Here is a 12944-nt window from a genome sequence, read left to right as displayed (position 1 = left end):
ATAAAGCTCTCAAGTAAGAATATAGCTTGTTACCTCTAACTCTAAAGGGAGCAAGCGAATTTTCAATTCCACCCTCTCGATGTCTCGGGAAGAGTTGGGAAAGAATTGAAAACCATATTTGATTGAATATCTCTTTCAAATCTCTTACTATCGTGTTTCAAAGTAAAGGATTCGTTTTAAAATTGCTAATACCAAAATTGAATTTTAGATGGCTATAAAGATTGAGGAGAGTTGGAGTAATGTACTTAGTGAAGAGTTTGAAAAGCCTTATTTTCAAGAACTTATAGCTTTTGTAAAAGCCGAATATGCAAGCCAAACTGTTTTTCCGAAAGGGAAAGATATTTTTAGAGCTTTCGATGAATGCCCATTCGATGAGGTTAAAGTGGTGATACTAGGGCAAGATCCATATCATGGCCCTGGGCAAGCAAACGGACTTTGTTTTTCGGTACATGAAGGCATTACTTTTCCTCCTTCATTAGTAAATATATTCAAGGAGATAAAGAACGATTTAGGCAAGGACATTCCACCTCATGGCTCGTTAGATCGTTGGGCAAAACAAGGGGTGCTTCTGTTGAATGCAACACTTACTGTTAGAGCACATCAAGCAGGTTCTCACCAGAAGAAAGGCTGGGAGACATTCACGGATGCAGTGGTGCAGGCCTTGGCTTCTCAGAAGAAGAATTTGGTCTATATGCTTTGGGGGAGCTATGCCCAAAAGAAAGCTGCCATAGTTGACCCTAAGGAGAATTTAGTGCTCAAATCACCACACCCGAGTCCGCTTTCTGCACATAGAGGCTTCTTTGGTAATGGTCATTTCAGCAAAGCCAACCAGTATTTGGCTGAGAAGGGGGTGGGAGAAATTGTTTGGTAGACTATCTAAGCGATTCTTTGAATTTGATTTTGAGCAAGACAGGGTTTTCAGAGTACAGTATTTCTCTAAGTTTAAAGCCGCCTCTTACTGTCCACTGGTCTTCATCTAAGTTTTCTATAAACTCTTCAAAGTCGTAGGCGGCCAGTGAAGCCGCCAAACGTTCTCCGTCCCGCTTAAGAAATTCTAATTCGAAGTTAGACTTGTCTTTTTTTCGCAAATCGAAACGAAAGAACTCGCTTGATTTTCTGTTGATGTATCCCTTTGAAAATTTTCCAATTCTATCTTCGTAGTGGATGTAGGTGAGAAATATATATTGTTCACTTATTGTTGAAAGAACCTCAATTACCTTTTCTGTATCGAGCATCAATTTGATTCCCTTGTTCAGGTTTTCAGTGCTATTAGGTTCGTTCCATACCCATTTATCTCCAAAATCAAATTTGAAGCGAGGGTAAAGCTTTTGACCAATAATTTGGTAGACTGTGTCTCTTAATGGTTTCCTGTAGAATATTTCTTCTCCCAAAGAGCTAAAGTTCCAGCCAAGATTAAAAGGGTTGGGGTTGATTTTTGACCTGGGTGCAGCCCATTTTTTGACTCCTAGATTTTTATCCATAAATGCCAATTCATGATAGAATGATTCTTTGCCTAATTGAGCAGAATTTCTTTGATGGAACAGATAACCATTTTGATATGGAGTCATTGATTTGCCAAAAACCTTTTCTTTGAACCGTTTTGTTTCTATGTATTGGCCTTGAGGAGTATATCTCTGAAGATTCCGAGAAAAACTGCTATAAAGCTCTATGACACCCTCATGAAACCATGCGTCAGTGATGTTTTTATATTCTTCCGGTCCTGGGCCTTCCTTTTCAATCACACCCAGATAGTTGCCTTTAGGATCAAATAGTGGGATGGAATTCGGTTTATTGATTTCTGCAATTGGAACAGCAATACCCAGAGGTGTTTCAAAGTACCACTCTATTTTTGGTAAAAGTGAGTGGTCGGTTTCTTCAAACCGAATAATTTCAACATGCTCAATGGCATCAAAAAAGCTGATTCTTGGAGCGTCAACATCAATTTTAAAGTGCTCAAATTTGGGTGGAGTTTGTCCTTTGAGACTAACTGAGAGAAGAAGGAATAAGAGTGTGTGTGCTAGCCTCATGTTATTTAAATTTGATTTTAAGTAAGACAGGGTTTTCAGAGTATTTAAAGTCACTCGGGGTCAGATTACCTCTAATGATGTATTGATTAGGATTGAGGTTAGATAATATGTTTTCAAGCTCCGATGTATGCATAGAGGCAACCAGACGATGGTTCTCCCATTTAATGAAATTCATCTCTAAAACTGACCTGTCACTCTTTCGTACCCTTAAATTGAAATATTCTTTTGTACTTCTGTCGAGAATTCCTTTGGTGGTAGTCCGGTTAGAGTGATAAAAAGTAAAGGTTATGAATGATTCTGAAAAGTTAGGAATTACTTCGAAAAACCCCTTCTCACCGAAAATGGCTTTTGATGCAACTTTAATAGAGCTAGTGTTCTTTGGGTTTTTCCAAATCCAGTCGTTTCCATAATCGAAATTAAGGTAGGGGGTTAAGTGGTTTAGGTCAACTAAGAATGCCCCTTCTGATAATACGCGCCTATAAATTAACTCACCGGTATTAAGTAAGGTGAAGCGTTTGCCCAAATTAAGAGGAAAGGGGTGTGGTGGTGATTTTAGACCTATATCGCCTATTTGATTTAGCTCTAAATCTGTGAACACGAGGGACAGCTCTGCTTTATTATTTGGGGATGGATCTAGTGGTTGAAATACATATCCATTTTCAAACGGATGCATCGAGCCGCCAATAATATTTTTTGAATATTTAGCTGTTATAGTTTCTTTCAATTCTCCATTTAGTGTGTATTTCTGGAGTTTTCGAGATAAGCCACTGAATAATTCAATATGACCATCTTTATACCAAGATGAACTTATGTTGGCGTATTCATTTGGACCATTGCCAGAATTATCAATTACCCGATGAAATTCGCCATTTTCATGAAACAGAAATATCTTTTTTGTTTGAGGAATAGCAAACCCAAGAGGGGTTTTAAAGTAGTTGTCCGCTAACTTAAGTAAAGAGTTTTCAGTTTCTTCTAGTGGAATGATTTCCACATGTTCAATAATATCGAACAAGTTGGTTCTTTCACCATGAATGTCTATTTGGTAGTGCTCAAAATCAGGGTCAGTTTGAGGCCAAAGTTGATGGCAGAACAGAAGAGCGAATAGAAAAAGGGAGACTTTCAAAGTGTGTCGTTTACCCTATACTACTCAGAAAATATTATATAATTAAATTAATTTTTCTTAAGGTAAAACTAAGAAAGGGAGAGGGTTGGTTAAGTAACTCCGTTGAGCTTAAAACCTACTCTCCAAAAAATCATCCATGGTTTTTACGCCTTTTTGGTTTTTGAGCCATTCGGCTACAGCGATGGCACCTTTGGCGAAGCCTTCACGGGAGTGCGCTGTGTGACAGATTTCAATAGTGTCGACAGGAGAGGAGTAAGTGATTTCGTGTGTTCCTGGTGCAGGATCAATTCTTTCGGAGATAATCTCTAGTTCTTCAGCATTGTCGGTTTTCTGATTTACCCAACTCTTTTTAGAGGTAACATGCTTTAAAATGCCTTCGGCTAAAGTGATGGAAGTGCCGCTTGGGGCATCCTTTTTAGATGTATGGTGAATTTCTTTGGTGGTTATAGAGTAGTCCTGATCGGCCATCATTTGAGCCAAATATTCATTCAGCTTAAAGAAGATGTTTACCCCAATACTAAAATTGGAGGCAAAAAGGTAGGTGCCGTTGTTCGCTTTACAGAAACTGTTGATTTCGGCTCTTTTGTCTAACCAACCTGTGGTGCCTACTGCAACCGGAATTTGTCTTTCCAAGCACCATTTAATATTCTCCACCGCAGCTTCTGGTTGAGAGAATTCAATGGCAGCATCTACATTAGATGAGTTGAATTGGTCAAGTTCATTTCGGTTGTCGATATTGATTTTACCAACAATCTCATGTCCTTTTGCTGTGGCCAGTTTATCAATAAGCTGGCCCATTTTGCCGTAGCCTAGTAGTAATATTTTCATTGCCCTATGGGTAAGGTTAGTTTGAAGCCAATAAATGGCGTTCCGTTAGAAATGACACCAAACTTGGGTTTTAGGTTCAATGCCAAATCTTCATCTACATTAAATCCTTTAAGGTGTGCATCTACTGTGGCATCAATAATCTGGAGACCGTAAATGCCAACCATGGTAAGTACCACCAAGTCTCTGTTATTTCGCCAGGTATCAGCTTTTCTGCTATAAGTCCTAATTAGATTTTCATTCCTGTCCTGCGGAGCTTTACTATTTTCTTGTGCCAGTAGAGTTTTGAACTCATGGAAGTACTGATCGTTCAGGAATACAAAGTAAACTGCCACACCAAAACCTCCATAGAGCACTGGTACTTTCCACCAACTGTCATTATAAATTTGTCCCCAACCAGGAATTATGGCAGATCTTCTGGCTGCTTTTCTAGGGTCGTAATACTTGCCAGTGTTTCTTTTTATTTTAACAGTATCGCCAAGAATTACATCGTCTTGAACTGCGATTACTCTGTTCTGAGCGTTAGCAGAAAAAACTAAAACAAGAAATAAAAAAGCAAAGAGCGCAGAACGCATTATAGGTCTATGATTTCTAAAATTCTATTCAGGTCTTCGGTAGAAACAAAAGGTATTTTTATTTCTCCTCTGAACTGGTTGTCAGCCTTTAGACTCACCCTTGTGCCAAAGTGCGAAGAAAGTTTTGTTTGAACCTGCTGCACTTCATAATTCTTATGTTGTGAGCTGCCTTTCTTCTCTGGTTTCGGATCGTCAACGCTTTTCGACATCAAATCACGTACCAGCTGTTCTACTTTTCTAACAGAAAGTCCTTCTTCTACAATCTTTTTAAACAGATAAAGCTGCTTAGCAACATCTTCTATGTTAATCAGCGCTCTGGCATGACCCATAGAAATTTGCTGGTCTCTAATTCCTGCTTGAATATCTGGCGGCAGGCGAAGCAAACGCAAGTAGTTGTTGACTGTAGTTCTGTTTTTGCCAACACGCTCTCCGAGCTGGTCTTGTTTAAGATCACACTCTTCTAATAGTCTTTGGTAGCTGAGGGCAATCTCTATGGCATTCAGGTTTTCGCGCTGAATATTTTCTATTAGGGCCATTTCCAGCATTTGCTGGTCATCAGCAGTTCTTACATAAGCTGGAACAGACTCTAGGCCGGCAATCTTAGAGGCCTGAAAACGCCTTTCACCCGAAATGAGCTGGTATTCATTTTCACTCAGTTTACGAACAGTAATAGGCTGAATGATTCCCTGAACCTTTATACTTTCAGCTAGCTCTTCAAGTGCTTCTCTATCAAAATGCGTTCTAGGCTGGTATGGGTTTACCTGAATTTGACTCAAAAGAATCTCATTCATATTGCCACCTGTGCTCTGAACATCTGATGAAATGTTATCTGAAGAATCCTCCAAAAGTGCTCCAAGCCCTCTTCCTAATGCATTCTTCCTTTTTGGAGATTTAGCTGCTGCCATTCTTATTTATTATATCTGTCTGCTATTTCCTTTGCTAGGCTTAAATAAGCCAAAGAGCCCTTACTTTCGGCATCGTGCACAATGGCAGGAACACCAAAGCTAGGCGACTCACTCAATTTTACATTTCTTGGAATGATGGTATCAAAAACCATATTCTTAAAATGTGTCTGAACTTCTTCTACTACCTGATTAGACAGCCTTAGCCTTACATCGTACATGGTGAGTAGAATACCTTCAATTTCTAATTTAGAATTCAAACGCTTTTGAATAATGGTAATTGTATTCAAGAGCTTACCAAGCCCTTCTAAGGCAAAGTATTCGCATTGAACCGGAATTACTATAGAGTTAGAAGCGGTTAGGGCATTTACGGTAATTAAACCTAGAGAAGGGGCGCAGTCTATCAGTATAAAATCATACTCATCTTGCACCTCCTTGAGTACCTCACGCATTTTTTCTTCGCGGTTACTCAAGTTTACCATCTCTACTTCTGCACCTACTAGGTTAATATGAGAGGGTACCAAGTGTAGAAATGATACTTCGCTTTCTATAATGCACTCACGAATGTCGGCTTTGCCCACCATGCATTCATAAATACTTTTTTCTATTTCTCTTGGATTATGCCCTAAACCCGATGTTGTGTTTGCCTGTGGATCGGCATCGATCACTAGCGTTTTATACTCCAACACAGCCATACTGGCTGCTAGGTTCATGGCTGTTGTAGTTTTGCCTACACCACCTTTTTGGTTTGCTATGGCTATAATCTTGCCCATGTAAAAATTTAGAGTGAAAGGATTTCTTCTATTTCGGGTAACGTTAAGTCAACGCCATTTTCTTTGGCTATTGCATATGCCTCTTCATGGTTAATGGCAACATATGGGAAAGTGTCGAAATGTACGCCTATTAGCTTATTACATTGCACCATTTTGCAGGCTTTCATGGCGTCTGCTACTCCCATAGTAAAGTTGTCTCCAACGGGCATAATTGAAAAATCGAGATCAAATTCTTCACCAATCAGTTCCATGTCTTTGGTTAAGGCCGTGTCGCCAGCAAAATAGAAGCAACCTTCTTCATTTTTAATGACAATTCCTGCTGGGTTACCGCCATAACTGCCATCGGGCATTGAGCTAGAGTGAACAGCATTGACCAGTTTTAATGTGCCAAAGTCGAAAGTATTGGCGCCTCCATGGTTCATAGGATGGTTTCTTTCTAAGCCCTTATTACCAAACCAGCCAACTACTTCAAAAGTAGAAATAAGCGTAGCGTTAGACTGATTATATATGGTTTCAACATCGGCTACATGGTCTCCATGGCCATGACTCAGAATAATGTAGTCTGGTTTAATTTTGCTGATATTCACTCCTTTAGCTAGCTCATTCGGAGAAATAAAAGGATCGAAAAGCAATTGCTTGCCCATGGTTTCGATCATAAATGCCGAGTGTCCGTAATAAGTAAATTTCATATTTCGCCTGACTTTTGATCTTCTAATTAGAGGCTACAAATATATAAGAATAGGTGAAAGATTAATCCAAAGGTTATTAACACAAAAAGAACCTTAATCGTTGATAACTTTATAAGGTATTGATAACCTTCAACTTAATGAGCTATAATAAAAAAGCCCTCGGTTGAGGGCTTTAATATTTACTTTTTCTTCTTGTTCTGTTTTTGTCGTTGAGCCTCTTGGCTGGCCTTCATGGCGTCTTCCAATCGTTGCTGGAATTTAGACTTGCCTTTAGTGCCAGCTTTCTTTTTGTTTTCCATCAGTTGCTCTCTGATTTTATCTTCATCAACAAACCTTCTAATCAATGTTTGCTGACCGAAAGTCACTAGGTTGGAAACAAAGTAGTAGAAACTTAAACCTGCTGAGTAGCTGTTCAACACAAACATGAAGATAACTGGCATGAAATAACCAATATTCTTCATTGGGCCTTGAACTGAGCTTACTTGGTTGTTAGACCAGGTAATAGCCAAAGTTGAAAGCGTCATCAATAGAGTGAAACCACTCACGTGAGAGCCATAGAATGGAATGGTGAATGGAAGGTTAATCAATACATCATAAGTTGATAGATCGTGAGCCCATAAGAAAGATTCTCCTCTTAACTCAATGCTATTCGGGAAGAAGAAGAACATGGCAAAAAGGAAAGGCATCTGAAGTAGGAGAGGTACACAACCACTGATAGGGTTAACGCCCATCTCTCTGTATAGCTTCATTTGCTCTTGTTGCTGAGCTTGCATGTCTCCACCAGTCTTTTCTTTTAAGGCATCTAACTCAGGCTTTAAAACCTTCATTTTCGCCATAGAGAGGTAAGACTTTCTAGAAAGCGGGAATAGCGCTAGCTTAATGATCAACACAATAATGATGATGATTACACCATAGTTGGCAATGTGCTGCTCCAAGAAGCTAAACAATGGAACAATAATGAGCTTATTTACCCAGCTCACTAGCTTGTAGCCCATGTATACGTTGTCCTCGTATCCGTCAGTAACTTTCTTAAGTACCTTGTAGCTGTTCGGTCCGAAGTAATAAGTAAAATCAGCGCCAGAATATAGGTCGCTCATCGGAACTATCAGTTCCATTTTACCAATTTCTACATGGCTGCTATCTGCAACAGGAATGGTGGCGAAAGTAGCACTGCTAAAGCCTTTATCAGCTATAATACCTGCGTTGAAGAACTTTTGAGAAAACGATGCCCATTTAACGCCTTCACCAACGGTTTCAGATTGCGGATCGTTGGCAATTTCCTTTAGGTTATCAGAGTCTTCTTCTAAAGTATAGTAACGAACAGTGGTCTTGTTTCTAGCATCTTCTAGGTTGTGCTCAAAGCGCTTCATATTGTCTTCCCATACAATAGTCATGTCATTGGTTAGCACCTTATTCTCTAGTCCGTTTAGCTTAATGCTGTAGTCTAGATCATACTTATCGTTAAAGATGGTGTAAGACTGTTCAACACTAGAGCCATCGGCTAATGTGGCCACAAAAGCTATGGTAGTAGAATCTCCTTCGCTAATGCTAAGGGTCCCTTTATTAGCTTTGTAGTTTAGTGAAGCTAAATCTACAATGCCATTGGTAGTACCAATCTGTAATTGTTGACTGTTGCTAGATTCATCGAAGAGAATTAGAGGCTCCTTTAAATGAGTTTTGTATTCCTTTAATTCTACTGATTTAATAGCTCCACCCTTAGTGCTGAAGTTATACTTAGCTTTCTCGGTTTCTACAGTAAAGGTCTCTTCGTTTCCAGACATTGCTGAAGCAAAAGCACCATACTTAGAGTTTAAAAGAGAGTCTTGATTGGCTGGTTGAGTGGTTTCTGCCTGAGTGTTATCAACCAATTGCTGATTCTCTTCAGGGGTAACTACAGCCGTAGTGTCAGCTCCTGAAACAATTGCTTCTTCAGGGCTTGGTGGCCTGAATACCAATGAATATACTATCAGTATTCCGGCAATTAAGACAAGGCCAATGGCCTGATTTCTGTCCATATTTCTAATTCAATTTATTTTTCTTCGATTTAACTACCGCATCTATAAAGCTTATGAATAGAGGATGCGGGGTCATAACTGTACTTTTTAACTCTGGGTGGAACTGAACACCTACAAAATAAGGGTGTTTCGGAATTTCCATTATTTCTACAAGTCCGGAGTCAGGGTTTGTACCAGCAGCCTTCATACCAGCAGCTTCGTAATCTTTCAGGTACTTGTTGTTGAACTCGTATCTATGGCGGTGTCTTTCTTTAATTTCTGTATCACCATAAGCCGAATAACTTCTAGAGTTCTTTTTCAACTTACAGTCATAAGCACCAAGTCGCATAGTACCGCCATAATCTTGAATGTTCTTCTGCTCTTCCATGAGGTCTATAACCGGATGAGCAGTTTCTTTATCCATCTCAGAAGAGGTGGCGCCTTCAAGACCCAATACATTTCTAGCAAACTCTACCACAGCACACTGCATTCCCAAACAAATGCCAAAGAAAGGTATATCGTTCTCTCTTACATAGCGAATGGCCTCAATTTTTCCTTCAAAGCCTCTTTCTCCAAAGCCTGGAGCCACTAAAACACCATCCATGTCTTTCAGTGTTCTATTTACGGTTTTAGAGGTGATAGTTTCTGAAGATATCCAGTGAACGTTCACTCTACATTCTAAATGGGCACCTGCATGGATGAAAGCCTCTGCAATTGATTTATAAGCATCTGGTAGCTCCACGTATTTACCCACAAGGCCAATATTTACCTCATTGGTTGGGTTTTTTACCTTGCTTAAGAATCTTCTCCACTCATCTATTTGAGGTTGTTCTTTGTGTGGAAGCCTGAACTTCGCTAGTACACGCTCATCGAGTTTTTCTTTTCTCATAAGCATTGGCACATCATAAATGGTGTCTGCGTCTAATGCTTCAATAACAGAATTGAGCTGCACGTTGCAGAAGAGTGCCAATTTCTTTCTAATGTCATTAGGAAGAGACTTCTCAGATCTACACACCAATATATCTGGCTGAATACCTGCTTCAAGGAGTTGCTTTACAGAGTGCTGTGTTGGCTTAGTTTTAAGCTCTTTGGCTGCACTTAGGTAAGGAATTAGAGTAAGGTGAATTACCATGCAGTTAGATTCGCCAACATCCCATCGGGCCTGTCTAACAGCCTCAATAAATGGAAGCGATTCAATGTCGCCTACACAACCACCAATTTCAGTAATAACAATATCGTAGTCGCCAGTTTCTCCAAGCTTGAAGAAGTTGCGCTTTATTTCGTCAGTAATATGAGGAATTACCTGAACAGTTTTCCCGAGGTAATCGCCTCTTCTTTCTTTGGTAATTACATTATAGTAGATTCTACCTGTAGTTACATTGTTGGCCTGAGAGGTCGGGGTATTCAAAAATCTCTCATAATGACCAAGGTCAAGGTCGGTCTCGGCACCATCATCCGTTACGTAGCACTCACCGTGCTCATAAGGGTTTAAGGTTCCAGGATCTACATTGAGATACGGGTCGAATTTTTGGATGGTCACACGGTAACCTCTGGCTTGCAATAAATTAGCCAGCGATGCCGCAATGATGCCTTTTCCTAAGGAAGATGTTACCCCACCGGTAACAAAGATGTATTTAGCTGATGCCATAAGTTTGGATAAACAGAAATTAACTTATGGGATACAAAGGTAAGACTTTTGTGCTTAAACCTGCCCGACAAATATATTCTTTCTAGGCATGCCCTAAATTACTTTTTGAATAGGCCTGAAGAAAGCCCTAACTTTGCAGCCTTTTGGCAGAAAGTACCATGAATTTATCTAAGCATTTAACGGAACCCGTATTTAAAACCGTAGGAAAGGTAGCCGACCAGCTTGACCTCGAAACCTATGTTGTTGGAGGTTTCGTGCGCGACATTCTGTTGGAAAGATCTAGCAAGGATATTGACTTTGTCTGTGTAGGCAGTGGAGTTGAGTTGGCTAAGGCGGTGCACAAAGAATTGGGAGGTAATTTACCTTTTAACGTCTTTAAGAACTTCGGTACTGCCAACATTAAGCAAGATGACTGGGAACTAGAATTTGTTGGCGCCAGAAAAGAGTCGTACCAAAGAAATTCAAGGAAGCCCATTGTAGAAGATGGCAGCCTTCAAGACGATCAGAATAGAAGGGACTTCACCATCAATGCTTTTGCTATTTGTTTGAATAAAGATCGCTTCGGGGAGTTGGTAGATCCATTCAATGGAATGGAAGACCTAAAGGAGAAAATCATTAAAACTCCATTGGCGCCTGAAACTACTTTTTCGGACGATCCTCTTAGAATGATGCGTGCTATTCGTTTCGCCTCTCAGCTGAATTTTGATATTGATGGGGATACCTTTGAAGGTATTCAGCAGATGAAAGATCGAATTTCTATAGTTTCTGCCGAACGTATTATAGTAGAGCTGAATAAGATCATCATGTCTGAAAAACCCTCTTATGGGTTTAAGCTCCTTTACTATACGGGGCTTTTGAAGGAGATTTTCCCAGAAATGGTTGAGCTTCAAGGGGTGCAAACTATAGAAGATAAGTCACATAAGGATAACTTCTACCATACGCTTCAGGTGCTAGATAACATCAGTGAAAATACGGATGATTTATACCTGAGATGGGCTGCAATATTGCATGATATTGCCAAACCTGCCACTAAGCGTTTCAACAAAAAGGTAGGCTGGACATTCCATGGCCATGAAGACAAAGGAGCCAGAATGGTTCCGGGTATTTTCAGGAGAATGAAGCTACCAATGGGCGAGCCAATGCGCTATGTGAAAAAGCTAGTGCGACTTCATTTAAGACCCATAGCATTGGTTAAAGATGAAATTACTGATTCAGCTATTCGCAGGCTGCTTTATGAGGCAGGCGATGATATTGATGACTTAATGATGCTTTGCAGGGCAGACATTACTTCCAAAAACAATCAAAAGGTTCAGCGTTTTTTGAACAACTTTGATAAGGTTGAAGAAAAAATGCGGGAAGTAGAGGAGAAGGATAAAATTCGTAACTTCCAGCCAGTTATCACCGGAGAAATCATCATGCAGACTTTCGGCTTAAAGCCAGGAAAAGAAGTTGGTGAATTAAAAGAGGCGTTGAAAGAGGCGGTATTAGAAGGTGAAATTCAAAACGAATATGAGGATGCCTTTAAATTCTTACTTAAGCTAGGTGAGGAGCGGGGCTTAATTGTTGAAAATACTAAGAATTAATAACCATAAAATGAAAAAGATAAAACTGTTGTTTCTGGCTTTGTTTCTAGGTTTTGTAGGTCAGGAAGCTATGGCTCAGGATAGTGCTTATGTAAATAATGAATATGCTAAGGCTATGGCCTTGTATAACCGAGCCCAACGTTACAACGATGTGACCGTTAGTAAGCAGGCCTTGTTAGAAATGACTTTGCTTAACCCTGGCGATACCTCTGTTTTAAAGTCTTTGGCTGAGATTTACTTCGGAAATGGTCAGTTCGTTTCTAGTGCCATGGTAGCCATGGATATGATCAACCTACATCCAAATAATCTATTTGCCTTAGAGGTTGCAGCGGTTAGCTATGAAAATTTAAGGCTTTACGATAAGGCCATTGAGCAGTATGAGGCCATGTGGTTAGCTACTGATAATTCAACCATTTTGTATCAGGTTTCTTACTTACAGTATTTACTAGATAGGTATGAGCAGGCAAATTCTAACCTTGGTATTCTTACTGGAAAGGTGGCAGCAGATGAGGTTATCGGTTTGGCTAAAGAAGATGGTTCAACTCAGGAAGTAAAGTTTTCAGCAGCTGTAGAGAACCTTAAAGGCCTAATTGCTTTAGATCAAGGAAATAAAGAAAAGGCTAGAGGACACTTTACCAAAGCTTTGGAAATAAGCCCTGAATTTGAAGCTGCGCAAAATAGCCTTAACGGCCTCAAGTAGGTTTCAATAAGATTCTAAGTGAAAGCACCTGAAACGGTGCTTTTTTTATGCCTTTTAGTTGAGTGTTCTCGCTTTGATTTTTAATAATTATCTTTCTACATGCAA

The 12944-nt window shown here is 39.8% G+C and carries 12 protein-coding genes; 3 read left to right on the top strand and 9 right to left on the bottom strand.

All coding sequences use genetic code 11. The features are described 5' to 3' along the window. Nucleotides 1–208 precede the first annotated feature (208 nt). On the top strand, nucleotides 209–871 hold the full coding sequence (ung, locus tag T7867_RS18815) for a uracil-DNA glycosylase (protein WP_068220612.1): 663 nt from the start codon (nucleotides 209–211) through the stop codon (nucleotides 869–871). A 1-nt stretch (nucleotide 872) separates the two neighbouring features. Here ung and T7867_RS18810 read toward each other — a convergent pair whose 3' ends face one another. The 9 genes from T7867_RS18810 to T7867_RS18770 all read right to left on the bottom strand — a co-directional run bounded on the left by T7867_RS18810 (nucleotide 873) and on the right by T7867_RS18770 (nucleotide 10556). Further along, on the bottom strand, nucleotides 873–2027 hold the full coding sequence (locus tag T7867_RS18810) for a 6-bladed beta-propeller (RefSeq protein WP_068220616.1): 1155 nt from the start codon (nucleotides 2025–2027) through the stop codon (nucleotides 873–875). 1 nt (nucleotide 2028) lies between these two features. Beyond that, the gene (locus tag T7867_RS18805; protein WP_068220625.1) at nucleotides 2029–3150 is read right to left on the bottom strand and encodes a 6-bladed beta-propeller; all 1122 of its coding nucleotides are present in this window, start codon (nucleotides 3148–3150) and stop codon (nucleotides 2029–2031) included. Between the two features lie 108 nt (nucleotides 3151–3258). Next, nucleotides 3259–3978, bottom strand: coding sequence for a 4-hydroxy-tetrahydrodipicolinate reductase (gene dapB / locus T7867_RS18800; RefSeq protein ID WP_068220628.1), 720 nt, complete (start codon nucleotides 3976–3978; stop codon nucleotides 3259–3261). Further along, on the bottom strand, nucleotides 3975–4550 hold the full coding sequence (locus T7867_RS18795; protein WP_068220632.1) for a DUF5683 domain-containing protein: 576 nt from the start codon (nucleotides 4548–4550) through the stop codon (nucleotides 3975–3977). The genes dapB and T7867_RS18795 overlap by 4 nt, the downstream gene beginning before the upstream one ends. Continuing rightward, the gene (locus T7867_RS18790; RefSeq protein ID WP_068220635.1) at nucleotides 4550–5455 is read right to left on the bottom strand and encodes a ParB/RepB/Spo0J family partition protein; all 906 of its coding nucleotides are present in this window, start codon (nucleotides 5453–5455) and stop codon (nucleotides 4550–4552) included. The genes T7867_RS18795 and T7867_RS18790 overlap by 1 nt, the downstream gene beginning before the upstream one ends. Nucleotides 5456–5457: 2 nt before the next feature. Continuing rightward, entirely contained in the window at nucleotides 5458–6225 is a 768-nt protein-coding gene (locus T7867_RS18785; RefSeq protein WP_068220641.1) for a ParA family protein, read from the bottom strand. An 8-nt stretch (nucleotides 6226–6233) separates the two neighbouring features. Beyond that, complete coding sequence (locus T7867_RS18780) at nucleotides 6234–6914, bottom strand: metal-dependent hydrolase (protein WP_068220644.1); 681 nt, start codon at nucleotides 6912–6914, stop codon at nucleotides 6234–6236. A 179-nt stretch (nucleotides 6915–7093) separates the two neighbouring features. Next, entirely contained in the window at nucleotides 7094–8929 is a 1836-nt protein-coding gene (gene yidC / locus T7867_RS18775) for a membrane protein insertase YidC (protein ID WP_068220646.1), read from the bottom strand. A 4-nt stretch (nucleotides 8930–8933) separates the two neighbouring features. After that, entirely contained in the window at nucleotides 8934–10556 is a 1623-nt protein-coding gene (locus tag T7867_RS18770) for a CTP synthase (protein WP_068220649.1), read from the bottom strand. Nucleotides 10557–10714: 158 nt separating this feature from the next. Here T7867_RS18770 and T7867_RS18765 point away from each other — a divergent pair, with 158 nt between their 5' ends. Then, entirely contained in the window at nucleotides 10715–12139 is a 1425-nt protein-coding gene (locus tag T7867_RS18765) for a CCA tRNA nucleotidyltransferase (RefSeq protein WP_322299662.1), read from the top strand. 10 nt (nucleotides 12140–12149) lie between these two features. Next, entirely contained in the window at nucleotides 12150–12839 is a 690-nt protein-coding gene (locus T7867_RS18760; RefSeq protein ID WP_322299661.1) for a tetratricopeptide repeat protein, read from the top strand. Nucleotides 12840–12944 lie beyond the last annotated feature (105 nt).

The organism is Roseivirga spongicola (assembly GCF_034376045.1).
Classification (GTDB): domain Bacteria; phylum Bacteroidota; class Bacteroidia; order Cytophagales; family Cyclobacteriaceae; genus Roseivirga; species Roseivirga spongicola.
Note: the sequence above shows the minus strand (reverse complement) of the source record. Positions and strands in the feature narration are given on the sequence as shown.